The sequence below is a fragment of the Streptomyces sp. NPDC127595 genome (assembly GCF_042671685.1).
Taxonomy (GTDB): domain Bacteria; phylum Actinomycetota; class Actinomycetes; order Streptomycetales; family Streptomycetaceae; genus Streptomyces.
Genome location: NZ_JBHXWK010000005.1, coordinates 236,191 through 262,185 on the forward strand (window position 1 = coordinate 236,191; position 25,995 = coordinate 262,185).

Annotated in this window: 19 protein-coding genes, 1 tRNA gene and 1 pseudogene; 11 read left to right on the plus strand and 10 right to left on the minus strand. The window is 70.8% G+C overall.

The window, feature by feature from the left end; genetic code table 11:
- The first annotated feature begins 84 nt into the window (after positions 1-84).
- The 7 genes from ACFVKT_RS18075 to ACFVKT_RS18105 all read left to right on the plus strand — a co-directional run bounded on the left by ACFVKT_RS18075 (position 85) and on the right by ACFVKT_RS18105 (position 10,736).
- Complete coding sequence (locus ACFVKT_RS18075; RefSeq protein ID WP_385732511.1) at positions 85-1,596, plus strand: hypothetical protein; 1,512 nt, start codon at positions 85-87, stop codon at positions 1,594-1,596.
- Positions 1,597-1,625: 29 nt separating this feature from the next.
- Positions 1,626-2,651, plus strand: a complete 1,026-nt coding sequence (locus ACFVKT_RS18080) for a glutamate ABC transporter substrate-binding protein (protein ID WP_385732513.1) — start codon at positions 1,626-1,628, stop codon at positions 2,649-2,651.
- 71 nt (positions 2,652-2,722) lie between these two features.
- Positions 2,723-4,048: a hypothetical protein gene (locus ACFVKT_RS18085; protein ID WP_385732515.1), complete on the plus strand. Its 1,326-nt coding sequence runs from the start codon at positions 2,723-2,725 to the stop codon at positions 4,046-4,048.
- 62 nt (positions 4,049-4,110) lie between these two features.
- Positions 4,111-6,600: a tetratricopeptide repeat protein gene (locus ACFVKT_RS18090; protein WP_385733164.1), complete on the plus strand. Its 2,490-nt coding sequence runs from the start codon at positions 4,111-4,113 to the stop codon at positions 6,598-6,600.
- Positions 6,601-7,941, plus strand: coding sequence for a protein phosphatase 2C domain-containing protein (locus ACFVKT_RS18095; protein ID WP_385732517.1), 1,341 nt, complete (start codon positions 6,601-6,603; stop codon positions 7,939-7,941). It begins immediately after the preceding gene.
- A 103-nt stretch (positions 7,942-8,044) separates the two neighbouring features.
- On the plus strand, positions 8,045-9,391 hold the full coding sequence (locus tag ACFVKT_RS18100; protein WP_385732519.1) for a VWA domain-containing protein: 1,347 nt from the start codon (positions 8,045-8,047) through the stop codon (positions 9,389-9,391).
- Between the two features lie 73 nt (positions 9,392-9,464).
- Complete coding sequence (locus ACFVKT_RS18105; protein WP_385732521.1) at positions 9,465-10,736, plus strand: FHA domain-containing protein; 1,272 nt, start codon at positions 9,465-9,467, stop codon at positions 10,734-10,736.
- 129 nt (positions 10,737-10,865) lie between these two features.
- Here ACFVKT_RS18105 and ACFVKT_RS18110 read toward each other — a convergent pair whose 3' ends face one another.
- Positions 10,866-11,846, minus strand: a complete 981-nt coding sequence (locus ACFVKT_RS18110) for a methyltransferase domain-containing protein (protein WP_385732523.1) — start codon at positions 11,844-11,846, stop codon at positions 10,866-10,868.
- A 106-nt stretch (positions 11,847-11,952) separates the two neighbouring features.
- Between ACFVKT_RS18110 and ACFVKT_RS18115 the strand changes: the two genes are divergently transcribed.
- Positions 11,953-12,357 carry a globin gene (locus ACFVKT_RS18115; RefSeq protein ID WP_385732525.1) on the plus strand — a complete coding sequence of 135 codons (405 nt, stop codon included), beginning with the start codon at positions 11,953-11,955 and terminating at the stop codon, positions 12,355-12,357.
- 23 nt (positions 12,358-12,380) lie between these two features.
- Here ACFVKT_RS18115 and ACFVKT_RS18120 read toward each other — a convergent pair whose 3' ends face one another.
- The 3 genes from ACFVKT_RS18120 to ettA are packed head-to-tail and all read right to left on the minus strand — an operon-like array spanning position 12,381 to position 15,151.
- Entirely contained in the window at positions 12,381-13,073 is a 693-nt protein-coding gene (locus ACFVKT_RS18120) for a hypothetical protein (protein WP_385732527.1), read from the minus strand.
- Positions 13,070-13,480 carry an acyl-CoA thioesterase gene (locus tag ACFVKT_RS18125; RefSeq protein WP_385732529.1) on the minus strand — a complete coding sequence of 137 codons (411 nt, stop codon included), beginning with the start codon at positions 13,478-13,480 and terminating at the stop codon, positions 13,070-13,072. Before ACFVKT_RS18125 ends, ACFVKT_RS18120 begins: the two co-directional genes overlap by 4 nt.
- A 6-nt stretch (positions 13,481-13,486) precedes the next feature.
- A complete protein-coding gene (ettA, locus tag ACFVKT_RS18130; RefSeq protein WP_385732531.1) occupies positions 13,487-15,151 on the minus strand; it encodes an energy-dependent translational throttle protein EttA in 1,665 nt (554 codons plus the stop codon).
- A gap of 179 nt (positions 15,152-15,330) precedes the next feature.
- Here ettA and ACFVKT_RS18135 point away from each other — a divergent pair, with 179 nt between their 5' ends.
- Entirely contained in the window at positions 15,331-15,603 is a 273-nt protein-coding gene (locus ACFVKT_RS18135; protein ID WP_385732533.1) for a DUF1876 domain-containing protein, read from the plus strand.
- A 71-nt stretch (positions 15,604-15,674) separates the two neighbouring features.
- Here ACFVKT_RS18135 and ACFVKT_RS18140 read toward each other — a convergent pair whose 3' ends face one another.
- From ACFVKT_RS18140 to ACFVKT_RS18155, 4 genes and pseudogenes are all read right to left on the minus strand, one after another.
- Positions 15,675-17,702, minus strand: a complete 2,028-nt coding sequence (locus ACFVKT_RS18140; RefSeq protein WP_385732535.1) for a sigma-70 family RNA polymerase sigma factor — start codon at positions 17,700-17,702, stop codon at positions 15,675-15,677.
- Positions 17,703-17,818: 116 nt separating this feature from the next.
- Positions 17,819-18,008 (minus strand): annotated as a pseudogene (locus ACFVKT_RS18145) (SAM-dependent methyltransferase); the annotation flags it as partial.
- Between the two features lie 82 nt (positions 18,009-18,090).
- Positions 18,091-18,684: a helix-turn-helix domain-containing protein gene (locus tag ACFVKT_RS18150; RefSeq protein ID WP_385732536.1), complete on the minus strand. Its 594-nt coding sequence runs from the start codon at positions 18,682-18,684 to the stop codon at positions 18,091-18,093.
- A 418-nt stretch (positions 18,685-19,102) separates the two neighbouring features.
- Positions 19,103-19,750, minus strand: a complete 648-nt coding sequence (locus tag ACFVKT_RS18155; protein ID WP_385732538.1) for a TetR/AcrR family transcriptional regulator — start codon at positions 19,748-19,750, stop codon at positions 19,103-19,105.
- Positions 19,751-19,900: 150 nt separating this feature from the next.
- On the opposite strand from ACFVKT_RS18155, the gene ACFVKT_RS18160 reads away from it, so the two are divergent.
- Positions 19,901-22,099: an MMPL family transporter gene (locus tag ACFVKT_RS18160; RefSeq protein ID WP_385732540.1), complete on the plus strand. Its 2,199-nt coding sequence runs from the start codon at positions 19,901-19,903 to the stop codon at positions 22,097-22,099.
- Positions 22,100-22,559: 460 nt separating this feature from the next.
- Here ACFVKT_RS18160 and ACFVKT_RS18165 read toward each other — a convergent pair whose 3' ends face one another.
- Together ACFVKT_RS18165 and ACFVKT_RS18170 are read right to left on the minus strand one after the other, a co-directional pair.
- Entirely contained in the window at positions 22,560-23,390 is an 831-nt protein-coding gene (locus tag ACFVKT_RS18165) for an FAD-dependent monooxygenase (protein WP_385732542.1), read from the minus strand.
- A 609-nt stretch (positions 23,391-23,999) separates the two neighbouring features.
- Positions 24,000-24,072, minus strand: a tRNA-Arg gene (locus ACFVKT_RS18170).
- 311 nt (positions 24,073-24,383) lie between these two features.
- On the opposite strand from ACFVKT_RS18170, the gene ACFVKT_RS18175 reads away from it, so the two are divergent.
- Positions 24,384-25,991 carry a dynamin family protein gene (locus ACFVKT_RS18175; RefSeq protein ID WP_385732545.1) on the plus strand — a complete coding sequence of 536 codons (1,608 nt, stop codon included), beginning with the start codon at positions 24,384-24,386 and terminating at the stop codon, positions 25,989-25,991.
- Positions 25,992-25,995: the final 4 nt, after the last annotated feature.

Below are 25,995 nucleotides of genomic sequence, written 5' to 3' on the forward strand. Positions count from 1 at the left end.
GACGATACTTGCGGCCGTGCACCTCGTCCGTGCTCCTCGCACACGGACCATAGGTGCCCGACGGATGACCATGGGGGAGGTCGAGTGACACACCCGCCGAACGGCAGCACAGCACCACCGGGAACACCGGGGATCCCTCCGGCACGCCCGGCCGCACCCACGATGCCGGCCCTGCCGCCGCAGTCCGGTCCGCCGCCGGCCCCGCGACCGACCGGATCCGAGAAGCCCACCGGCGCACACACGCCGGCGCAGACCCCCTCCCCCGCTCCCCCACGCCGCACGGCCTGGGCGGAGGGCGTGGACACCCTGCGCGCCGCGGCGACGACGGAACCGGGCCGCCTACGGATCATCGGCGCCGTACTCGCCCTGCTGGTCGTCGCGTTCGGCGCGGTCACCGCCTGGCAGATGACGGACCGTTCGGCCGCCGCGGACAACGTGCTGAACAGCAGCCAGCCGCTGAGCGCCAGCGCGGCGGACATCTACCGCTCGCTCGCGGACGCCAACACGGCTGCCTCCAGCGGCTTCCTGGCAGGCGGTCAGGAGACGGAGGCGTCCCGCATCCGGTATGAGGCGGACATCCAGACGGCCGCCGAGAAGCTGGTGACGGCCGCTTCCAACTCGGAGCCGGGCTCGCCGTCCGCCGATACCATCGCCAAGCTCAACAAGCTGCTGCCGGAGTACAAGGGCCTGATCGAGCGGGCCCGCGCCAACAACCGGCAGGGCTTCCCGCTCGGCGGCGCCTACCTGCGGTACGCGAACGCGACGATGCAGGACGAGATGCTCCCGGCGGCCAAGGATCTCTACACCAAGGAGAACCAGCGCCTGGAGGCCGACTACGCCGACGCCACGCCCTATCCATGGGCCGCGATCGGCCTCGGCCTGCTCGCACTCGCCGGCCTCGCCTGGGCCCAGCGGCGCAACTACCGCCGTACGAACCGGGTGTTGAACCAGGGCATGGCCGCCGCAACCGCCGCCTCCGTGGTCGTACTGCTCTGGCTCGTGGTCGGGCACAGCGTGGCCCGGGCGGGACTCAACGAGTCCTACGACCACGGCGTCCGCTCCCTGAACGTGCTGAACGACGCCCGGCTCGCGTCACTGAACGCGCGCGGCAATGAGAACCTGACGCTGGTCAGCCGGGGCGCGGAGACCAAGGAGCTGAAGGACGGCACGGTCGTGGACGCCTTCGACTACGACTTCCAGCAGGAGATGGACGACCTCACCAAGAAGCTGGCCGCCGCCTCCGCCCTCGCCGACGACCAGGCGGGCGAGCAGCCCGTGGCGACCGCGACGGGCAACATGGAGGAATGGAAGCGCCGTCACCTCGTCGCCCGCGAGGCCGACGACGACGGCAACTACCAGGCGGCGCTGGACAAGGTGATCGGTTCCAAGAGCGACAAGCCGACCGGCGAGTGCTTCGACGGCGTCGACAAGAACCTGGCGCTGGCCCTGGCGCACGAACAGACCGAGTTCAAGCAGTCGGCGGGCAACGGCCTGGACGCGATGACCGGTCTGCCGGTGGGTGCGGCGATCCTCGCGGTGCTGGCCGCGGCGGGCGCGGTGCTGGGCATCGGACGCAGGCTTTCGGAGTACCGGTGAGAGGAGGAGCGGTGAGAGGAGGAGCGGCAATGAGTGCACGACGTCTGAGGGCAAGCCTGAAGGGCTGGGGCGGCGTGGGTGCGATGGCCGTCGCCTGCGCACTCACCGCGGTGTTCGCCCTGTTGCTGCCGTTGAGCAGCGCGCGCGGTGACGGCAGCACCGGGATCGGCGGCCAGGGGGTGGCCCAGGGCGAGCAGGCGAAGGCCGGCGAGTGCACCGATCCGCAGGACCAGAGTCTGGCGCCGTCCGGCCTGGACGGCCCGACGATCCAGGCCATCAAGAACCGCCCGGAGAAAGACCGGCGGCTGATCGTCGGCGTCGACCAGAACAGCTTCCGCTGGGGCTACCGCGACCCGAACAACACGGAGAGCGGCAGCGACCTCGAAGGCTTCGACATCGATCTCGTGCACGCGATCGCCAACGACATCCTGGGCGACCCGAACGCCGTGCAGTTCCGCGCCATCCCCACCAACCAGCGCATCCCCGCCATCCAGAGCGGCGAGGTCGACATGGTGGTCCGCACCATGACGATCACCTGCTCCCGGCTTGAGGAAGTCGCCTTCTCCGCGCCCTACTTCGCGACCGGCCAGCAGGTTCTGGCCCCGAAGAACTCGACCATCACGGGGTACGACAAGTCGCTGGCGGACCAGAAGATCTGCACGGCGGCGGGTTCCACCGCGTACGACAAGCTGGACGCCGACAAGAAGGCGGGCAAGCTCGCCCCCACCGCCGACATCTCGACCACGGTTCCCAACCAACTCGACTGCCTGGTAAGGCTCCAGCTCGGTGAGGTCGACGCCGTGGTGACGGACGGCGCGCTGGCCGCGAGCCAGGCCGCACAGGACCCCACGGTCGAGCTCAAGGGCAAGTCCTTCACCACCGAGTACTACGGCGTGGCGATGAAGAAGGGCGCCGACGATCTGGTACGCCGGGTCAACCAGGTCCTGGCCAACTACCGCCAGAGCGGCTGGCAGGCGTCGTACGACAAGTGGCTCTCCCCGACCCTCGGGGCCGACTCCCCCTCATCCGATCCGCCCGCCGCGCAATACAAGTAGCGGTACGGGCAGCAGTGGCAGTACTGGTAGCGGTACACGTGGCCGACACGGCCGAAAGCGAGAGGTGATCGATGGGCGTCACGGGACCCCCCGAGCCGGTGATGGACCGGGACGAGGTGGACCGTGCGCTGGCGCGGCTCGGCGCGGAGCACGAGGCCATCGAGACCTCGCTCCTCGCCCTCCAGGACCACGCGGGCCGCAGACTCCTGGAAGGCGCCGAGCTCACCGGTACGACCAAGGAGCGCTGGTCGGCCGCCGATGCGTCGATCACCTTGCTGTGGGCGTACTTCGACGCGTACACGGACGCGATGCACTCGGCCCGCGAGATCCGCTCCCGCAGACGCTGGTCCAGCCGCGAGGACCTGGTGGAACTGACCGAGCTGCTGCGCGGCGCGAGCATCACGGTCGCCGGTTCCGCGACGGCCACGGCGAACGCGCCGACGCTCGCCGGCTCCGGCAAGCTCAGCGAGCGGTTCTCGCTGGTCGCGCTGGTGGAGCGGATGAACGAGCTGTACGCCTCCTCGCTCGACATGGTCATCGCGGCGGACGCCGTCTGGTCCGCGCTGCCCGCCAGGATCGATCTGCTGGCCGCGGAGCTCCAGCGCACCCGCCGGCTCGCGCACTCCGTCGGCGTACGTCCCGGTGAGCACCCTTCGGGCGACGACCTGGAGCGGATCACCCGCACGCTGACCACCCTGCGCGAGCGCGTGGTGTCCGACCCGCTGGCCTTCTGGCTTCCCGCGCAAGGGAGTTCGGCGCCCGGCGGCGGACGCCCTGACACCGCGACGTACGACCGCGAGGCGCGCTCCCTGGAGGACGTGCGCCGGGAGATCGACGCCGTGCTCACCGTCCGGCAGGACGCCGAGGCGCGCCTGGTGAAGCTGCGGGACGTGCTGAGCCGCGCGGACCGCACCCTCGCCGAGGCGAGGAGCGCCCGTGGTGAGGTGCTCGCGAAGATCGCCGCGTCCGAGGTGCCCGCGGTCAGCGGCCCGCCGACCGTGCTGCAGGAGCAGTTGCAGACGGCCGCGGAGTACCGCAGGCATGCCCAGTGGCACCGCCTCTCGCCGCTCCTGGAGGCGCTGGAGGAGAAGGCGGAGGACGAACTGCTGCGCGCCCGCGAGTCGTTGACCGCGGTCACCCAGCCACTGGCGGTCCGCGCCGAGCTGCGCGGCCGCCTGGACGCGTACAAGGCGAAGGTCGCCCGGCACGGGCTCGCGGAGGACCCGTTCCTCATCGAGCGCTACGACGCGGCGCGCCGCATGCTGTGGAGCGCGCCCTGCGATCTGCGGGTCGCGGAGGACGCCGTACTGCGCTACCAGCACGCGGCGGCCGACCTGCTCAGCCCGCGGGTGCCCGAGCAGGGCAACGGGCCGCAGGACCGTAAGGGGGAATCGTGAGTCAGCAGTCTGTGGAGCAGCAGAAGTGCCAGCGGCCCGGTTGCTCGGGTTCGTACGAGGACATGGGCGGCGGTGAGCTGTACTGCGACACGTGCGGTCTGGCGCCGGTCGTGTCCGCGGGCGGGATGGTGGGCTCGCCGCCGACCGGGATCACGGCGGGCGGCCGGAGTTCGCGGGGCTCAAGCAGCTCCAACAGCCGTAGTTCACGGGCGAGTTCGCGTACGTCGTCACGCTCCTCGCAGTCGCGGCGCTCGGTCTCCGGGCGACTCTCGCGCTCGCTGTCCGGTTCCTCGACGGGCCGCTCGGTGTCGGTGCGCAGCTCCGGTTCGGCAGCCGGCTCCACCGGGCGCGGCCGGCTCGGTGCCGGCCTGGTCGAGGTGCCGGGGGTGCCGCGGCCCGATCCGCGCGGGATGGTCCAGGAGAACCCGGAGGTGCCCGAGCGCAAGCGGTTCTGCTCGCGCTCCGACTGCGGTGCGCCGGTGGGGCGTTCGCGCGGTGAGACGCCCGGGCGCACAGAGGGGTTCTGCACGAAGTGCGGCAACCCGTACTCGTTCGTGCCGAAGCTGGCCGCGGGCGACATCGTGCACGGCCAGTACGAGGTCGTGGGCTGTCTGGCGCACGGCGGGCTCGGCTGGGTGTATCTCGCCGTCGACCGTGCGGTGTCCGACCGCTGGGTGGTCCTCAAGGGGCTGCTCGACACGGGCGACCAGGACGCGATGGCGGCCGCGATCTCCGAGCGCCGCTTCCTCGCCGAGATCGAGCACGCCAACATCGTGCGGATCTACAACTTCGTCGAGCACCTCGACCAGCGCACCGGCTCCCTCGACGGCTACATCGTCATGGAGTACGTCGGCGGCAAGTCGCTGAAGGAGATCGCCAACGACCGTCGTACGGCGGCCGGGAAGCGGGACCCGCTGCCGGTGGAGCAGGCCTGCGCGTACGGCATCGAGGCCCTGGAGGCGCTCGGTCATCTGCACAGCCGCAACCTCCTGTACTGCGACTTCAAGGTCGACAACGCGATCCAGACCGAGGACCAGCTCAAGCTGATCGACATGGGCGCGGTGCGCAGGATGGACGACGACGAGTCGGCCATCTACGGCACGGTGGGCTACCAGGCGCCGGAGGTGGCGGAGGTCGGCCCGTCGGTCGCCTCGGACCTGTACACGGTGGCCCGCACGCTGGCCGTGATGACCTTCGACTTCCAGGGCTACACGAACGTGTTCGTGGACTCCCTGCCCGACCCGGACAACATCGAGGTCTTCCGCCAGTACGAGTCGTTCTACCGGCTCCTGGTGCGGGCCACCGACCCCGACCCGGCCCGCCGGTTCGCCTCCGCGCAGGAGATGGCCGAGCAGCTCACCGGCGTGCTGCGCGAGGTCGTCTCCGTCCAGACCGGCCGCGCCCGCCCCTCGCTCTCCACCCTGTTCGGGCCCGAACTCAAGGTCACGGACACGGAGTTGTTCGGAAAGCTGGACGGGGACGTGTCGCGTCTCGGTGCGCGGGCCCTGCCGGTGGGGCGCCGGCAACGAGCGCTGCCCGCCGCCAACGGCGGTGGACTCGCCATCACTTCGGGTGCCGCCACGGCCCTTGTCGCCTCCGGCAATCTGGTCAAGCCCGTCCCGGCCGCCGCCACCGCACTCGCGCTGCCCGTCCCCCGGGTCGACCCGGGCGACCCCAACGCCGGTTTCCTCGCCGGGCTGATGGCCTCCGCGCCCGCGGAGCTGATCACCGCACTGCACGCGGCGCCCGCCGGCTCCCTGGAGCTGCGGCTGCGCGAGCTGCGGGCCCGCCTGGAGATGGGCGAACTGGCCGCTGCCGCCACGGCACTTGAGGCCCTGGAGGCGGATCACCCGGACGACTGGCGGGTGGTCTGGTACCGGGGCGTCGCCGCGCTCGCGAACGGCGAGCAGGAGATCGCGGCGCTGTCCTTCGACGCGATCTACGACGCGTTCCCCGGCGAGCCGGCGCCCAAGCTGGCCCTCGGCGTGTGCGCGGAGGTGCTCGGGCAGCTCGACAACGCCGCCGAGTACTACCGCCTGGTGTGGACGACCGATCCCAGCTATGTGAGTTCGGCGTTCGGACTGGCCCGCGTGCAGCTCGCCTCGGGCGACCGCCGTGGCGCCGTACACACACTGGAATCCGTACCGGAGTCGTCGATCCACTACACGGCGGCGCGGGTCGCGGCCGTGCGGGCGCGGCTGCGGCAGCGACTCGCCGAGGAGGCGCCCGCCGCGCCGTTCCTCGACGAGCTGACGGCTGCCGCGGGGCAGGTCGAGGCGCTGGGCGGCTACGGTCTCGACGCGGTGCGACGCGAGCAGTTGTCCACAGAAGTACTGGGCTGCGCCCTGGACTGGGTACTCTCCGGTAGCCAGGTGTCCGCTCCGGCATCCGGCGGTGGACGTGCGCTGCTCGGCAGCGAGCTGGACGAGCGCGGCCTCCGCTTCGGTCTGGAGCGCTCGTACCGGACGCTGGCCCGCCTCGCTCAGGGCGGCGAGGAGAGAATCGATCTGGTGGAACGTGCCAACCGTTACCGCCCCCGGACGTGGGTGTGATTGATGTCCCAGATGCCCCAGCCGACGGCCCTTTCGCGGTGCCCCAGTTGCGAGGAGCCGCTGGAGGCGGGTGACCGCTTCTGCGGCGCGTGCGGGTACGACCTGTCGGCGGTGCCCGCACCGCCGCAGGACGAGCCGACGATCGCCATGAACGGCACGTCGCCGCACCCGCCTTCTGCCGTCCCGTCCGTGGACTGGCCCGTCGCGCCGGAGGTGGACAGCTCCAACACACCGGCGCCGGTGCACCGGGCGGCGGACATCCAGGGCACCGACTCGGGCGGCTCCGAACTCCCGCACCCGGTGGGCGAATCCGCGGGCGTACGGTTCGACAGGCCGCGCGAGCCGGACGAGTACCCCTTGGCGCCCCCGGCCGAAGCGCCGCTCGCCGACCCGCGCACCGCCGAGCCCGCGACACCCGCCGCGGGCACCAGGCTGTGCGTCGCCTGCCGCTCGGGCAGTGTCGACAGCGACGGCTACTGCGAGAACTGCGGGCACGCGCAGCCGCGCGAACGCGATCACATGGAGCAGGAGTTGAGCGCGGTCTCCGCGGTCAGCGACCGGGGCCTGCGCCACCACCGCAACGAGGACGCGTTCGCGATCTCCTCGACCGCGCTGCCCGACGGCTCACCCGCGGTCGTGGCGATCGTCTGCGACGGCGTCTCCTCGGCGACCCGCCCCGACGAGGCCTCGCTCGCCGCGTCCCAGGCGGCCAACGAAGCACTCCTGGCGGCCCTGCCGCTCGGTACGCATCCGCAGCAGGCCATGCACGAGGCGATCATCGCCGCCTCGGAGGCCGTCAACTCCCTTGCGGACCCGCCCGCTTCGCACGACGAGCACGCCCCGCACGTGAACGCGCCCGCCTGCACCCTCGTCGGCGCCGTCGTCACCCCCACCCTGCTGATCATCGGCTGGGTCGGCGACAGCCGCGCCTACTGGGTTCCCGTCGACCGCGCCTCGCCCCCGGCCCGGCTCACCGAGGACGACTCGTGGGCCGCGCAGATGGTCGCGGCGGGCCTGATGAACGAGGCGGAGGCGTACGCCGACGAGCGCGCCCACGCCATCACGGGGTGGCTCGGCGCCGACTCCTACGAACTGGAGCCGCACACCGCTTCCTTCAAGCCGGACCGGCCGGGTGTAGTGGTGGTGTGCACCGACGGACTGTGGAACTACGCGGAGGCGGCCGAGCACCTGGCCGAGGTCGTACCCCTGGACGCCGCCGAGCGTCCGCTGCACAGCGCACAGGTCCTGGTCGGTCACGCCCTGGACGGCGGGGGCCACGACAACGTAACAGTGGCGGTCCTGCCGTTCCCGGCCCCCGCGCAGGGGGCAGGATCGGCCTGAGGCCGCGAACGGGGAGCGGCCTCGGACCGGAGGGGACCGGTCCGGACACAGTCATCACCCCCGTAGTACGTACTACGGGGGCTTTGAGGGGGACGAAGAAGGCATGGCCAATTTCTCGAAGTCGAACGTGCCGCAGTTCTCGGTCGACGTCTACCAGAACGAGTACCTGCCCGACGGCGCCCGCGAGGTCAGCGCGATCGTCACGGTGAGCTCGACGGGCGGCGGCACCATCGGAAGCGCGGTCGCCGCGCCCCACCTGTACACCGCCGGGCAGGGCCCGGACGCGGCCGTGGCGATCATGGTCGACTGTTCGGGCTCGATGGACTACCCGCCTACCAAGATGCGGGGCGCCCGGGACGCGACGGCCGCCGCGATCGACTCCGTGCGCGACGGCGTGCACTTCGCGGTGATCGGCGGCACGCACGTCGCCAAGGAGGTCTATCCGGGCGGCGGCCGGCTCGCGGTCGCCGACGCGGCGACCCGCGACCAGGCCAAGCAGGCGCTGCGCAAGCTGAGCGCGGGCGGCGGTACGGCGATCGGCACCTGGCTGCGCCTCGCCGACCGGCTGCTGTCCTCGGCGGACGTCTCGATCCGGCACGGCATCCTGCTCACCGACGGCCGCAACGAACACGAGTCGCCGGAGGATCTGAAGGCCGCCCTGGACTCCTGCGCCGGGCGCTTCACCTGTGACGCGCGTGGCGTCGGTACCGACTGGGAGGTCAAGGAGGTCACCGGGATCGCCTCGGCCATGCTCGGCACCGCCGACATCGTCGCCGACCCGGCCGCCCTCGCCGCCGACTTCACGCACATGATGGAGACGGCCATGGGCAAGGAGGTCGCGGACGTGGCGCTGCGGCTGTGGACGCCCGTCGGCACGGAGATCAAGTTCGTCAAGCAGGTCGCGCCCACGGTCGAGGAGCTGACCGGCCGCCGTACCGAGGCGGGCCCGCGCGCCGGTGACTACCCGACCGGCTCCTGGGGTGACGAGTCCCGCGACTACCACGTGTGCGTGGAGGTTCCGTCGGCCGGCATCGGCCAGGAGATGCTGGCCGCCCGCGTCTCGCTGGTGATCCCGCAGAGCGATGGCAGCGTGCAGAACCTCGGCGCCCAGGGGCTCGTACGAGCCGTGTGGACCGACGACATGGCGGCGTCCACGTCGATCAATCCACAGGTCGCGCACTACACAGGTCAGGCGGAACTGGCACAAGTCATCCAACAGGGCCTGGACGCACGCAAAGTGGGAGATGTCGACGGAGCAACGGCCAAGCTGGGACGTGCCGTTCAGCTCGCCAGCGCCTCGGGTAACGCCGATACTGCGAAACTGCTTGCGAAGGTGGTCGACGTTGTCGATGCCGCTGCAGGTACTGTGCGATTGAAGGCAAGGGTCGAGGAAGCAGACGAAATGACCCTTGAGACACGGTCCACAAAGACTGTTCGTGTAAAGAAGTGAGCGAGCCCGGCTCTCCCAGGAGCCGGAGCAACCCGGCCGTACCGGCCGGAAACGGAGAGGGGGAAGCGCCGACATGCCGACCTGCCCGAACGGACACCAGTCGGGTTCCGACGACTGGTGCGAGGTCTGCGGTCACCGCATGGCCGGTGCCGTGCCCCCGCCCCCTCCACCCCCGCCGCCCGCGGCCGGGTACGGCTATCCGGCGGCGCCCGGCCCCGGCGGGCGCGGCCATCTCTCCGCCGTGCCCGACCCCGCTCCGGAGCTCTGCCCGCAGTGCCGTACGCCCCGTGAGGGCGCGGCGCCGTTCTGCGAGCAGTGCCGGTGGAACTTCCTCACCAACACGGCGACCTCGTACACGCCTGCGGCGCCGCGCCCGCAGGGGCCGCTGCCCGGGGGGCCTGGCGGCTCGCCTGGCGCCCCCGGTGGTCAGCCTCAGGGCCCGAATCCGGCGCAGCGGTTCCAGCAGGGACCGCCCACCGGAGCCGGTCCCGGTCCCGGTCAGGACCCGTACGAGTACCAGGGCTCACGGCCCTCGCAGATGAACCGCCCCGCCGAACCGATTCCGCCGGGTCCGCCCAACCCGTACGGCGGCGGACCCCCGCCCTTCGGCGGCGACCCGTCACGTCCGGTCCCGCCGCCTCCCGGGCCCACGCCCGGCGGCCCCGACGCCCGGCAGGCCTTCACTCAGCAGCCGGCCTCGCCCGGCTACCCCCAGAGCACCCAGCCCGGGCCCCCCGGCCCGCCCCTCGGCGGCGGTGACGACGACTCGGTGATCTCCCCGCCGTCGGCGGGCAGCCCCGCCGCACCGGGCACCCAGCCCCGCCCCGGCGGCCCGAACGGCCCCGGCCAGGCCCAGGGCGGCGGCTACGGCTACCCGCAGCCCGCCTCGACCCAGGCGCCGCCCGGCCCCGGCAGCCGGCCGCCCTACCAGCAGCAGCCGCTGTCCTGGACGGCGACGATCGGTCCCGACCGCGAGTACTTCATGGCGATGATGCAGCGCTCGGGCCCCGAGGCCGCGGGCCTGAACCTGCCCGCGTACTCGCCCGAGCAGCAGCGCCCGCTCATCGGCAACCAGATGACGATCGGCCGCCGCCGGCACTCCACCGGCGAGTCCCCCGACATCGACCTGTCGGTGCCCCCGGAGGACCCCGGCGTCTCGCACCAGCACGCGGTCCTGGTCCAGCAGCCGGACGGCAGCTGGGCGGTCGTCGACCAGAACTCGACGAACGGCACCACGGTCAACGGCGGCGAGGACCCCATCCAGCCCTTCGTACCGGTACCACTCCAGGACGGCGACCGCGTACACGTGGGCGCCTGGACGACGATCACCATCAGGCGAGGCTGACACCAAGGCCCCTTCCGTCAGCACGGCCGGCGTCAGCACGGCCGGCGTCACCACGGCCGGCGTCACCACGGCCGGCGTCACCACGGCCGGCGTCACCACGGCCGGCGTCACCACGGCCGGTCAAGGGCGTCACGGCAGTGGCCAGGCGCATGGACCCTCGGGGTCGTCCAGCCACGCCCAGGCGCGCTCGCCGCTGACCGTGACCCCGTAGCGCTCCCGCACCGGCCGCCCCTCGCGCTCCCACAGCGCGTAGGCCTCGTACGGATCCAGGCTGCCCGCCGTGAGGGTCAGCAGGAACCGGAACAGCTCGTCGCTCCTGGCCCGGGGCGCCAGTCCGCCCAGGTGCGGCGGCTCCGGCTCGGGGCGAGTGCTGCCGCGCAAGGGCACGAAGTAGGCGGCCGTGTGCAGAAAGCGCCCCTCGGCGTACCCGCCGTCCCGCACCCGCAGCGTGATCAGACCCGTGGCCAGCGGCGCGAGGATGCGGGCGCCCGGGGTGCACTGGGGCAGCCAGGCGTGCGGGACCGTGGTCAGCGTGCAGGTGGCGATGATCCGGTCGAAGGGGGCGCGCTCGGGGACTCCGCGGGCGCCGTCGCCGGTGACGACGGTCGGGTGGTGGCCGGCGGCGGCCAGATGGCGGCGCGCGGACTCGGTGATCTCCGGGTCGAGGTCGACCGTGGTCACGAGCGCGTCGCCGAGCCGATGGGCGAGGAGGGCGGCGTTGTACCCGGTGCCTGCCCCGATCTCCAGTACGGCGTCCCCGTCCCGCACCTCCAGCTCGGTCAGCATCTTCGCCATCAGCGACGGCTGGCTGCTGGACGAGAGCAGCTCGCCGTCCCGCACCCGGGTGGCCAGCGGACCGTCCGCGTACGCACCGCGCAGCCAGCGCTCCCGGTTCCGCGGGTCGGGATCCTCGCCCCACACGCGCTCGAAGCCGCTCTCTCCCCCGACGTAGTAGTACGGCACGAAGAGATGGCGCGGAACCGCCTCGAACGCCTCCCGCCAGACCGGATCGGCGTCCCAGGCCCCGCTTCTGTCGATCTCCCGCACCAGCGCCGCCCGCACCCCCATGGCGAGGTCGTCAGGTTCCCGGTCGAGAGCGTGCGCGCTCATACCTCCACTGTGCTGCCGCAGGAGCCGGGAGGCGAGCGCCGGGCCGGCGGCGGCAGGTAGACCTAAGCCTTGAGTCCTCGGTCACCCCGTCTGAGACCATGGACGGGTGACAGAGATCCGGCGCGGCACGCTTCAGGAGCAGACCTTCTACGAGCAGGTCGGCGGGGAGGAGACCTTCCGCCGCCTGGTGCACCGTTTCTACGAGGGAGTCGCCGGGGACCCGCTGCTGCGGCCCATGTATCCCGAGGAGGACCTCGGTCCTGCCGAGGAGCGCTTCACGCTGTTCCTGATCCAGTACTGGGGCGGCCCGACGACGTACAGCGAGAACCGCGGCCACCCCCGGCTGCGGATGCGGCACGCTCCCTTCGCCGTCGACCAGGCCGCGCACGACGCCTGGCTGAAGCACATGCGCGTCGCCGTGGACGAGCTCGGCCTCTCCGAGGAGCACGAGCACACGCTGTGGAACTACCTGACGTACGCGGCGGCTTCGATGGTGAACACGGCCGGCTGACCTGACTCAGGGCCCCGCGCGGGTCAGCGGACGCTGACGTCCAGGGCGCCAAGTCCCGCCCGGCGCACGGCGATCGACCCGAACGGGGTGCGCAGCCGCAGCCACGCGCCGGACGAGTACAGCCCCAACGGGCTCTCGTCGGGCGGCACTTGGCGGGCGGGGCGGAGGAACCCGAGGGACTGCGCCGCGTGCGCGGCCCGTACCGGCAGGCTGGTGTCGCCGACCGGCCGGGACCAGATCTCCCGCCCGAGCCGGTCGAGTTCGGCGCGGGTACGCCGCTCGACCGCCAACTCCTGCGTACGGAGCCGGAATTCGGCCACGGCGGCGGCGACCATCGCCCGCACGGCGTCCGGCGCGGGCAGCCCCGGCTCCGGACGCCAGCCGCGGCGAGGCGGCAGCACCCCGGCCCACGGCGGCCCCGTGACGGCCCCCGGAACGGCCATCGTGGCCGCCGACTCGTCGATGGACTCCAGGAGTTCACCGGCCGAGACGGTCACGTCCAGCAGGACGTCGAGCCCGTCCTCGTACGGCTTGGCAAGGCGCGCCGTGCGGATGGCGAGTACCTCGAAGGACGGCGGGCGCCCGAAGACCGCGAGCGTGGTGCCGGATGCCTGGAGGCGTACGGCGGCGGCGCGGTCGTAGTGGACCAGCCGTCCGAGGAAGGCGGCGAGGTCCGCCGCCTCCCCTTCGTCGGCGAGGTGCAACTGGGCCGTCATGCGGCGACGGCCTCGTCCTTGTCATCTCGGTACTCCGCGAGGAACTCCTGTTCCTCGGCGGTGAGTCGGCGCGGCCGCTGGGCCTCGAAGTCGAACGGTACGACCACGGTCGAGGCCCGGACGTAGAGCTGATCGGCGTCCTTGACCTCATAGGCGATGGTGAAGGACGCCGCGCGGATCTCCGAGATCCACAGCTCGATGTCCACCGGTGTGTGCCGGTGGACCAACTGCCTCTTGTAGTCGATCTCGTGGCGTGCCACCACAGACCCCTGCTGGAAGTCCTTCTCCGGGCGGAACAGGAAGTCGATGCGCGCCTCCTCCAGATAGCGGAGGAAGACCACGTTGTTGATGTGGCCGTACGCGTCCATGTCCGCCCAGCGCAGCGGGCAGTGGTAGATGTGCCGCAAGATCGATCAGCCCCGGGTCAGCTTCTTGTAGGTGGCACGGTGCGGGCGCGCCGCGTCCGGGCCGAGTCGCTCGACCTTGTTCTTCTCGTAGGACTCGAAGTTGCCCTCGAACCAGTACCACTTCGACTCACCCTCGTAGGCGAGGATGTGCGTCGCGACCCGGTCCAGGAACCAGCGGTCGTGGGAGATGACCACGGCCGCACCGGGGAACTCGAGCAGCGCGTTCTCGAGGGAGGACAGGGTCTCCACGTCGAGGTCGTTGGTGGGCTCGTCGAGGAGCAGCAGGTTGCCGCCCTCCTTGAGGGTCAGCGCCAGGTTCAGGCGGTTGCGCTCACCGCCGGAGAGGACACCGGCGGGCTTCTGCTGGTCCGGGCCCTTGAAGCCGAACGCGGATACGTACGCCCGCGACGGCATCTCGACCTGGCCGACGTTGATGTAGTCGAGCTCGTCGGAGACGACGGCCCACAGGGTCTTCTTGGGGTCGATGTTGGCGCGGCTCTGGTCGACGTAACTGATCTTGACGGTCTCGCCGACCTTGATCGCACCGGAGTCCGGGGTCTCAAGGCCCTGGATCATCTTGAACAGCGTGGTCTTGCCCGCGCCGTTCGGACCGATGACCCCGACGATGCCGTTACGCGGCAGCGTGAAGCTCAGGTCATCGATGAGGACCTTGTCGCCGAACGCCTTCGAGAGGTTGTTGACCTCGACGACGATGGAGCCCAGACGCGGGCCCGGCGGGATCTGGATCTCCTCGAAGTCCAGCTTCCGCATCTTGTCGGCCTCGGCCGCCATCTCCTCGTAGCGGGCGAGGCGCGCCTTGGACTTGGTCTGCCGGCCCTTGGCGTTGGACCGGACCCACTCCAGCTCTTCCTTGAGCCGCTTCTGGCGCTTCTCGTCCTTGCGGCCCTCGACCTTGAGGCGGGTGGACTTCTTGTCGAGGTACGTGGAGTAGTTGCCCTCGTAGGGGATCGCGCGGCCGCGGTCCAGTTCGAGGATCCACTCGGCGACGTTGTTCAGGAAGTACCGGTCGTGAGTGACGGCGACGACTGCGCCCGCGTACTTCGAGAGGTGCTGCTCAAGCCAGTTCACCGACTCGGCGTCGAGGTGGTTGGTGGGCTCGTCGAGGAGGAGCAGGTCCGGGGCCTCGATCAGCAGCTTGCAGAGCGCCACGCGGCGCTTCTCGCCACCGGAGAGGTTGGTGACCGGCCAGTCGCCGGGCGGGCAGCCCAGCGCGTCCATGGCCTGCTCCAGCTGCGCGTCGAGGTCCCAGGCGCCTGCGTGGTCCAGGTCTTCCTGGAGCTTGCCCATCTCGTCGAGGAGCGCGTCCGAGTAGTCGGTCGCCATCAGCTCGGCGACCTCGTTGAAGCGGCTGAGCTTGCCCATGAGCTCGGCGGCGCCGTCCTGGACGTTCTCCAGGACCGTCTTGGTCTCGTCGAGCTGCGGCTCCTGCATGAGGATGCCGACGCTGTAGCCGGGCGAGATGTAGGCCTCGCCGTTGGAGGGCTGCTCGAGACCCGCCATGATCTTGAGAACGGTGGACTTACCGGCGCCGTTCGGCCCGACCACACCGATCTTCGCTCCGGGCAGGAAGTTCAGGGTGACGTCATCAAGAATCACCTTGTCGCCGTGCGCTTTGCGCGTCTTGCGCATGGTGTAAATGAACTCAGCCAAGAGAAACCGTCCGGACGCTTGAAATCGGCAGTGAGCAGATACACCCCATCTTGCCTGACTGCCAGGCCTGGGGGGAAACCAGTTCGGGCAGCCCTCCGTGACCTGGCCCTTCCCGGCGGTGCAGGAGGACACTCGTAGACAGGGGACCCGTGGTGGACAGGGACCCGGAGGTGATCGTGATGGCGCAGACCGCTGTCGGATGGCACGTCGAGCTGGAGTTCGAGGAGGATCCGCACCGCACGCGCGCCGCAGCACTCGTACGGCTGCCGGACGGGAGTGAGGTGCGCGCGCACGGTTACGCGAGCCGCCACCCTTCCGACTCGAACCAGCCGCGGGTCGGCGAGGAGGTCGCCGGAGCCAGGGCGCTCAACGAACTGGCGATGAAGCTGCTGACCAAGGCGCACGACGAGATCGACCAGGAGTCGGGCAGGACCTCGCATCCGTTGACGTGAGGTGAGGAGAGCCGGGCCGGGCCGGGCGCCGTGCGAATCACGGTCACCCGGCCCTTAGGCCCTGCGCGCCCTCAGCGTGGATGTGCCGTGAACACCTCGTGCAGTACGTCCATGTAGGCGCCGTGGCCGGTGGAGCTGGGCCAGTCCGTGCTCGACTCGGCGGCCGTGCCCTCGCCCCACTCGTTGTAGGTCACCAGGAGCTGGAAGGGCTCACCCGAGGTGGCGACGGTGGTGGCCTCCTCGCGGAACCGGTCGAGGTCGCGCGGGACGGTCGGCTCCTTCGCGGTGTTCAGCCAGAAACCGGGTGACACGATCGCCGAGTACCCCTTCTGCACGTCCAGGCCGGAGGCGTACTGGTGCCAGCCCTCGGGCTGGTTCGCGCAGTCCTTGTAACCGCCGAACACCTTCAGGACGACGTAGTAGCCCTCGGTCTCGTTGGCCTGCGACCACCGGGTGGCCATGTCGCACGCGTCGCCGCCCCCGCCGTACACGAAGATCACCGGCTTGCCGTCGACGTGCAGCCAGGTCTGCTGGTCGGAGTACTTGCGCAGGTAGGTCAGGCTCTCCCTGATCTCCGCGGCGGAGGGGTTGGCGTACGCCTCGTGCTCGTAGTACACGGTCCAGGAGAAGCCGAGTTCCGCTCCCTTGGACATCAGCAGGGGCAGCCGTACGTCCTCGCGCTTGCCCTCGCCCCACCAGGAGGAGATACCGGCCTGGAGACCGCCGTACTGCATGTCCTTGATCTGGCGCTCGACGGTGGCCGGGTCGTCGACGTCGTACTTGCCGGCCGAGGGCGTGTACTGGCTGCCGCCGTCGGTGAAGTTCTCGTCGTACCAGGGGTAGTAGAAGGCCGCCCGTACGGGCAGTTTCGTGTCGGTGACGGTCGCTGCCTTCCCGGCGGCCGGCTTCGGTGCCGGGGCGGCCTTGGTCGAGGCCGAGGGCTTCGGCGACGCGGTCGCGGAGGGCGACGGTGTCGGGGACGTGGAGGCGGTGGCGGACGGCTGGGCGCCGGAGGCCTGCGGCGCCGATACGGTCGTGGCGGCCGAGGACTGTTCGCCGCTGCCGTCCTGCCCGAACACTCCGAGCGTGTAGGCGACGGTGGTGGCCACGAGGGACAGGGCGACGGCGGACGAGATGACGGCGGCCTTGCCGAAGGCCATGCCTCCCGACTTGCGCAGGGCGTGGCTCGTCGCCCTGCCCGCCGTGGACGGAACGTGGAAGGCCGCGGTGGCCACGTCACTTCCGCCCGCACCGGCGCCGGCTCCCGCCCCCAACGCCAACAGACCCAGCAGAGCGGGCGGTACGGCCACCAGCGCCAGGTCGGCCAGCAGCCGCTCCGCCGGAACCACGCCGACCGATACGCCGCCGCACTCCGGGCAGCCGCGCACATGCCGGGCGATCCGCTTGCGCCACAGGCCGGCGGGGCGCCCGTCCCAGCCGCGGAGCACCGTGTTCATCTCGGCGCAGCGCGGCACGGCCCCCAGCGCACGGACCACCGCCCGCGCGGATTCCAGCCGGGCCTTCATCCGCTGCACCGCGACCGCGGCATGCGGAGTCGGCACCTCCATCGCGGTGGCCAGTTCGGCCCGGGTCAGCCGGCCCGCGACCTCCATCCACCACAGGGACAGCAGGTGCCGGTCGTCGGCGTCCAGCCAGCGCGTGGCCTCGGCCGTCTCCTGCCGCTGCCCCGACAGGTTCAGCACGGTGATCGTCAGGTCGACGAAGTCGGCTCCCGGATCCGCGAGGAACGCCATGTCCTCCAGTACCTCGAACCCGGCGGTCGCGGGCGCGCTCTGCCGCAGCCGCCAGTGCCGGCGCACCTCCCGCATCGCGATGGCCACCAGCCAGGACCGGAACGCCTCCGGGTCACGCAGCTTGGGCACGTCCCGGATCATCTGCAGCATGACGTCCTGCACGACGTCGTCGGTGTCGGCGGGGGCGTCCAGCGCACGTCCCACGATGTTGTAGATCAGGGGCAGATAGTCGGCCACGAGTGTGTCGAGGGCACGCTGATCACCGCCCTGCGCGGCCCGCACCAGGGCGGCCTGCGTCCGGGGCTCGTCCGGCCCGTCGTACCCGCTGTGTGATGTCTCGGTCATGACTGGAGGAGGGTTCCTCGTCGGCGTCGGCATAACAGAAATCTCTGCGCCGTTATCATCACATCGCTTCATGAGCACTCGGCCAGGGCCCCTGGACCTGCCCCCGCCGGCCCAGCTCAACTACGGCGGGCTGCCCACACCATGCGCTCGGTGCGCACCCTCAGGTCGGTGCGGCGCAGGACGCTGTGCGGGCCGTCGGTGTCGAGGAGTTGGTCGAGAGCGGTCAGGTCCTCGGCCGTGAGCGCGGCTGCGAACGCCGGCGCGCATACGACGCAGGCTGCTGAGTGCGTAGCGACTCACCGCGTCAATTCACGTATCCCGTGGCCGCTTGCGGAATGCGCAAGACGATGACCCGCCGCCCCGCCGAACACGCCGAACACGCAAACGGTCACGGGAACGGCAGGTCGGCCTTCCCGGCGTCCTCACCGCGCTGGTGACCACGCCGGGCCTCCTGGTCGAAGATGCCCAGAATCTCGCACGGCCCGCCCTCCGCGCCGACGGCGTGCGGCAGCATCGTGGGGAACTCCGCCGCCTGGTTGGTCTCGACCCGCAGGCGCCGGTTACCCAGGAGCAGGACCGCGGTGCCGGAGAGGTCGACGAGCCACTCGCGGCCCGGGTGGGCACTCATACGCGAGGGAATGTCGGGCGCCGGATCGGTCAGGCGCCGGCGTACGACGGTCACGCCGGGCTCCGCCTTGATGGGCCAGCGCGTCAGCCCGTGGGCTCCGTCGATCATCGGGTTGGAGATGACGTCGACCGTGGCGGTCTCGACCAGTTGGTCGAGGGAGGCGTCCAGGGCGCGGGCCAGGGTGACGAGTTGGTCCAGGGCCAGCCGGCGTCCGCCATTCTCGATGCGGCTGAGCGTGGACTGGCTGATGTTGGCGCGGCCGGCCAGCTCCTCCAGGGACCAGCCCTGGGCCACACGCAGGGCACGGATGCGCTTGCGCACCAGGCTGTCCAGCTCACCGTCGCCTTGCGTCATAGGCAAAATTCCATGCCTGTACGGCAACGTGCGGCCGCCCGGCACTGTTCGCCGCGACCGGGCTGGACAGCCCATCCGGGACCGTCGGTACACCGGGGCCAGGCCCGACAGCCCACCCGGGACCGTCAAAACACCGGGACCAGACCCGCCAACCCACCCGGGACCGTCAAAACACCGGGGCCAGGCCCGACAGCCCACCCGGGACCGTCAAAACACCGGGGCCAGGCCCGACAGCCCATCCGAGACCGTCAAAACACCGAGGCCGGATCCGCCAACCCACCCGAGACCGTCAAAACACCGGGGCCAGGCCCGACAGCCCACCCGAGACCGTCAAAACACCGGGGCCGGATCCGCCAACCCACCGCGCCCCGGCCCGACAACCCACCAGGAACCGTCAACCCACCGCACCCGCTCACGCCTACCGCGTAAGCCCCGCGACGATCGTCGTGAGCGTGCCCTCGACCACCGCGTCACGCTGCTCGGCCGGCAGCCGGGCCAGCGGACCGTCGAGGATGAGCAGAGAAAGGCCGTGGACGGCCGACCACGCGGCGACCTCGGCCGCGGGCCGGTTCTCCGGCCGCATCCGGCCCGTCGCCACCAACGCGTCGAGCGTGCTCGACAGCTCCACGAACGCCGCGAACTCCGGCCTCTCCTCCGGGATTTCGAGGCCGGTGAAGTCACCGTCCTCCGTCGGCGTACGACAGAAGGCGGTGCGATAGAGCCCCGGGTGCTCGATGGCGAAGCGCACGTATCCACGCCCGATCGCCTCGGTCCTGCGCACGGCCTCCTCACCCGGATCGTCCAGTGCGGGCAGTACGCGCACCGCCTCGACCATCGACTCGGCGAGCTCCAGCTGACCACGGATCTTCACGGCCTCGAGGAGGTCCCCCTGCCCACTGAAGTGGCGGTATGCCGCGGTGGGCGACACGCCGACGCTGCGGGCCGCCTCACGCAGGACGACCCGCTCCGGGCCACCCTCCGCCGCGAGCTCGAAGGCGGCCTCGATCAGCGCGTTGCGGAGGTCGCCGTGGTGGTAGCGGGACTTGCCGCCCGTGATCGATTCCATGGGCCCATTCTGCCCCTGTCCTGGCTTCATCCTGCCTCCGTCCCGACTTCACCCTGCCCGAAGTTGACGCCATTAACTTCCTAAAGTTGACGTCGTTAACTTTGTATGCCACGGTCCATGTTAATAGCGTAAACATCAAGGGGGATGACCATGTACGACCGAATTACGGAGCTCGCCCTCCGCCGGGGCCGGCTCGTACTGACACTCACCGTGGTGGCCGTGGTCGCCATGGGGGTCATCGGCTTCGGGGCGTTCGGCAAGCTCCTGGGCGGTGGCTTCGAGGATCCGAGCGCGCCCTCGACGCAGGCCCAGGAGCTCATCGACGAGAAGTTCGGAGGTGAGAGCAACCTGGTCCTGCTGGTCCGGGCCGACGACGGCGCCATCGGTTCAGCCGCCGCCGAGCGGGCCGGCAACACCCTCACCTCGGAACTCAAGGCCGAGCCGACAGTGGCGAACGTGATCTCGTACTGGGACACCGGCGCCTCCTCGCTGACCTCCCGCGACGGGAACGAGGCGCTGGTGCTGGCCCACATCAGGGGCGGCGAGACCGAACAGGCCGACAACGCCTCGGCGATCATCGACGAGTACACCGGCGACCGGAACGGGCTGACGGTGGAGGCCGGTGGAGCGGCCGCGGTCAACAAGGATGTGACCAGCCAGGTCGCCAAGGACCTCGCGACGGCCGAGCTGATCGCGGTGCCACTGATCCTCATCCTGCTGGTGATCGCCTTCGGCAGCGTCGTCGCGGCGCTGATTCCCCTGGCCATCGGGCTGATCGCGATCGTCGGCACCTTCGCCGAGCTCTACGTCCTCGGCAGCCTCACCGACGTCTCGGTGTTCTCCATCAACCTCACCACCGCCCTGGGCCTCGGCCTCGGCATCGACTACGCGCTGCTCATGATCAGCCGGTTCCGCGAGCACCTCGCCGAGGGCGCCGACGTCCCCGAAGCACTCCGGCACACGGTGCGAACGGCCGGCCGGACGATCACCTTCGCCGCTGCGACCGTCGCCATCGCACTCTCCGCCCTGCTGGTCTTCCCGCAGTACTTCCTGCGCTCGTTCGCCTACGCGGGCATCGGCGTCGTGATCATCGCCGCCGTCAGCGCCCTGCTGGTCGTACCCGCGCTGCTCGCCGTGCTCGGCCACCGGGTCAACAACGGCCGGCTGCCCTGGGCGAAGACCGTACGCAACGCCGAGGCGCCGTTCTGGGGCCGGCTGGCCCGCACGGTCATGCGCAGGCCCGCCCTGACCGCGCTGCCGGTCCTCGCGATCCTGCTGCTCGCCGCGAGTCCACTGCTCGGTGTCACCTTCGGCACGCCGGACGAGCGGGTCCTGCCGGAGAGCGCCCAGAGCCGGCAGGTCGCCACCGCCGTGCAGAGCAACTTCACCGGCAGCGACGAGTCCGCCGTACAGATCGTCACGACCGGGCCCGTGGCTCCGGCTGGCCTGAGCGCGTACGCGACCGACCTGTCGCGGCTCGACGGCACGGCCCGCGTGGTGACCTCCGCCGGCACCTTCACCGACGGCCGGTCCACCCCGCCCGGCCCGGCGGCCGCCGCACTCGGCCGGCCGGACGCCCAGCGGATCACCGTCGTCAGCGACCTCACTCCCAAGTCCGACGAGGCGCAGACCCTGGTCAAGGACGTACGGGCGGTCGATCCGCCCGCCGGGACCGAGGTGTTGGTCGGCGGCAACGACGCGCGGCTCGTCGACTCCAGGGACTCGATCGCGGACCGGCTCCCGTTCGCCGTCGGTCTCGTGGCCGTCACCACGTTCGTGATCCTCTTCCTCTTCACCGGCAGCGTGATCCAGCCGCTGCGAGCGCTGGTCCTCAACGGCATCAGCCTGACGGCGGCCATCGGCGTCATGGTGTGGATCTTCCAGGACGGCCATCTGTCCTCGCTGCTCGGCTTCACGCCACAGCCCATGGACACCTCGATGACCGTGCTGATGTTCTGCATCGCCTTCGGTCTGTCCATGGACTACGAGGTCTTCGTGACCAGCCGGATCAAGGAGCTGCACGATGCGGGTGCCGACACCGAGACGGCCGTCACCAGCGGCCTCTCCCACACCGGCCGCATCGTGACCATGGCAGCCGGCCTGCTCGCGGTGAGCTTCTTCGCCTTCGGCACGGCCAACGTCAGCTTCATCCAGATGTTCGGGCTCGGCAGCGGCCTGGCGATCCTGATCGACGCGGTGGCCGTCCGCGGCGTACTCGTACCGGCGGCCATGCGACTCCTTGGCCGTACGGCCTGGTACGCGCCGAAGCCGCTGCGCGCGGTCCACAAGCGGCTGGGCATCTCCGAGGCAGCGCCCGCCGAGGAGAAGCGGACGCCGGCCAAGGTCTGACCCTGTCTGCGCCCTGGGTGCTCGGCCGGGATCTCCGGCCGAGCACCCAGGACATTTTATGAACGCGTTCAATTTTCTGGGCAATGCAATCCACTGGGACGTCGAGAACCCCGGGCCCTGATGGGTCCGCTCCTCGCGGGTGAGGTGCTTGGGGGACGGCGGGTTCGGGACCGGGGTGGCGGCGGGGTCAGGCAACAGGTCCGGGGACAGTTCGCTCTTGCCGGTGGCCGCCTGCGCCAGGCTGGTTCCACTCGCGACAGCGGTGAGAGAGAGCCCCGAAAGCAGGGGCACTGCCGCGCTTGCCGCGCTTGCCGCGCGTGCCACGCCAAAACACCAGGTCAGCACCGTGGCCAAAACTTGCTGACACGTGCGTGAAGTGCCAAGCGGACGGCGCAGAGCGGGCCGGCGGTCGACACCACCGGATGCCGAACCGACCGCCCCTGGAACGATCAGCGACGGATCAGCGGCGCAGCTCGTATCCGCCGAACCCCTTGGCGCCGGAGGCCTCGCTCCACCAGTGCTCGAGATCCTGCTGGTCCATCGCCGCCCAGTCCGGAGTGTGGGTCACCTGGGCCCGCCCCAGCCTGCGGCCGAGCTCCACCGTGGCCCGGCCGACCGCCACCCGCTCGGCACCGTACGTCTCCAGTGCCGACTCCCAGCTGTCGCCGGCCCGCAGCGCGCGTTCCAGCGCGGCCGCGTCCTGCAATGCCTTGACCGCGCCGCTGCCCGAGTTCGGACGGCCGACCGCGGCCGCGTCCCCGAGGAGGACGAGCCGTCCGAACGCGTAACTCGGCGCGACCATGTCGTACATCGGCTGTACGAAGGTGTCCTGAGGCAGGGTTTGGTGTACGACGTCCTGCCAGAAAGGCGGGAGGTGGTCCGCCACCAGCCGCAGGTGATAGAGCCTCAAGTCCCCGGTCATGAGCCGGGGCTGGACGGTCTGCGGATCGGCGAACCGGGATACCGCGGAGTCCGGCGGCGTCGCGTAGAGCACCCAGTTGACGGTCGCACCGCCGCCGCCCGAGCCGGGTATGCGGTAGATCAGCATGTGTCCGCCGGGGAATACGACGGTTGCCGCGTCCTCCCCCTGAAAAGCCTCCGCCGGGTCGGGGAGGCGCTCGGCGGGCAGGGTGCCGCGCCAGACGACGAATCCGCCGTACTCCGCAACGGCCCGCGGGTGCATCGCGGCCCACACCACCGAGCGGTAGCCGTCCGCTCCGATCACCAGGTCGAAGCGTTCCTCCGTGCCGTCCGCCAGGTGCACGACCGCGCCGTCGGCCTCCGGACTCACCCGTGTCACCTGGACGCCGGTCCGGTAGTCCACCCGCTCCGGGACACGATGACGCAGCTCCTCCCAGAGCGACCCCCAGTTGCACGAGCGGAACGGTAACTGCAGGACGCCTATCTCGCGGCCCCCACGAGACGCGTCATCGCGCACCACCCAGGACCGCCGCGTCAGTTGGATCCACGGTATGGCGGCGTCGAGAACCCGGCCGCCTCCAATTCGGCATACCGGTCATCGTGCAGAGCAAGGCCGACTCCGCGTTCCTCGAGCCGAGCAGCGGCCCGCTCGAAGACCACCACCTCGTCCGCTCCGATCCGCGTGGCGGCAAGTGCCGCCGCACAGCCCGCCACGCCCGTCCACGAGGCCGATTCGTCCTCCGACCACGCCCTGCCTCATCCCCGTACCCGCACCCGTGCCCATCCCCGTCCCCGTCCCCGCGGAGCATGGGCAGACGTTGGCTATCGCGCCACGGCCATCGGCCACGGAGCCCGCACGATCATCGACGTCCACCCGCCCAACGGCCCCTGGGAACCAAAAGGTTCCGCGTCTCGCGCGGTAGGTGAACTCACGTGGCGAACAGCAAAAAAGCCCTCCCGGAGGGAGGGCGGAGACTTGCGCCCCCGGCAGGACTCGAACCTGCGGCCAAGCGCTTAGAAGGCGCCTGCTCTATCCACTGAGCTACGGGGGCCGGGTGTGGTGGCCTGTGTCCTGGTGCCCAGGTGTGGGCTGATCCCTGACCTTGCCGGGGACAAGGATAAAGCTCCTGAATCCCTGTCCCTCGCGCTTCGCCTCCGTGGCTCGATGTGGAGGTTCGGTGAAGCGGTCCTGATAATCGCAGGTAGGTACGAAACGTGCACCGCTTTTGGCGTCTCACGCATCGGGTGTTGTGCACTCGTTATGCCTGCGCCCCAGTCATCCCTTCCGCCCCGTAATGCCCTGTCGGCGCGCAGACATACTCATATGCTTCAGAAATACTCCAAAATTGGGCATTCTTCACATGTGGTGACCTTGGACGTACGGCCTCAGCTGCTCGACGCACTCTCCGCCCTGCGCGACCGTGTCGCCGCCGCACGCTTCCCGCTGCCCCTGGCGGGGGCTCCACGCGCGCGTGCCAACCGCGACGAACTACTCGCACAGCTCGACGACTATTTGGTGCCCCGGTTGAGAGAACCCGAAGCACCCCTTCTCGCCGTCATTGGAGGTTCGACCGGTGCCGGGAAGTCCACGCTGGTCAACTCCCTGGTGGGGCGCCGGGTCAGCGAGGCGGGCGTGCTGCGGCCGACGACCCGTACGCCGGTCCTGGTGTGCCACCCGGAGGACCATCACTGGTTCAGCGGGATGCGGGTGCTGCCCGACCTCACGCGCGTGTGGGTGCCCCATCAGGAGCCCGGTGACGAGCTGCCCGCGCTCGGCGAGCGCGGGGAACGGGTGCTGCGGATCGAGACCGCGGACACCCTCCCCCGCGGCCTCGCCCTCCTCGACGCTCCCGACATCGACTCCCTGGTCGCCGACAACCGCGTACTCGCCGCCGAACTGATCTGCTCGGCCGACATCTGGGTCATGGTCACCACCGCCGCCCGGTACGCCGACGCCGTGCCGTGGCATCTGCTGCGTACGGCCAAGGAGCACAAGGCGACCCTGGTCACCGTGCTCGACCGGGTGCCCCACCAGGTGGTGTCCGAGGTCTCGCGGCAGTACGGCGCCCTGCTCACCAAGGCGGGACTCGGCGAGGTGCCGCGCTTCACCGTGCCCGAGCTGCCCGAGTCCGCCTGGGGCGGCGGCCTGTTGCCCGCCACCGCCGTGGCCCCGCTGCGAACGTGGCTCACGCACCAGGTGCAGGACCCGGCAGCCCGGCATGAGGCGATGGCCCGTACCGCCTACGGAGTCCTCGACTCGCTGAAGTCGCGGATGCCTGAGCTGGCCAGCGCGGCCGCCGCACAGTACGCCGCCGCGCTGCGGCTCACCGCGGTTGTCGACGGGGCGTACGACAGCGAGCACGCGCGCGTGAGGGGGCGTTTGCAGGCCGGGGCCGTGCTCTCCGGGGACGCCCTCAAGCGGTGGCGCGCCTATCCGCTCGACTGCACCGCGGGCGAACTGCTCGACGCGCTGGTCGAGAGCCTTGCCTCACTCCTGCTGTGCTCCGTGACGGCCGCCGACGAGCGCGTGGACGAGGCCTGGCGGCGTGAACCGGCCGCCGGCGCCCCGGGGCTGACCGACCGTGATCCGACGCTGGAGAGCGCCGAGCACCGGATCGGGATGGCCGTACGGCGGTGGCGGCGCATCCTCGAGGAGTACGCCGAGGAGGAGGTGCGCGACCTCGACAGGAGTGTCGCGCAGGACGCCGAGGTGGTCGCCGCACTGGTCGCCACCGCGCTGCTGGGCGGTCGACGGGCGCGGTCCGCGGGCGAGGGGCTCGCCGAGCGGATCGGGGCACATAGCGCCCTGCGGCTGCGCGACCGCGGCGGACGGCTGCTCACCGACTACCTCGACAGGGCCCTGCACACCGAACGCGAACGCCGTCTCGCCCCGCTCGACGCACTCGACGTACATCCAGAACCCCAGGCCGAACTCATCGCCGCGCTGTCCGTACTGCAGAAGGAGAGGTGACCGC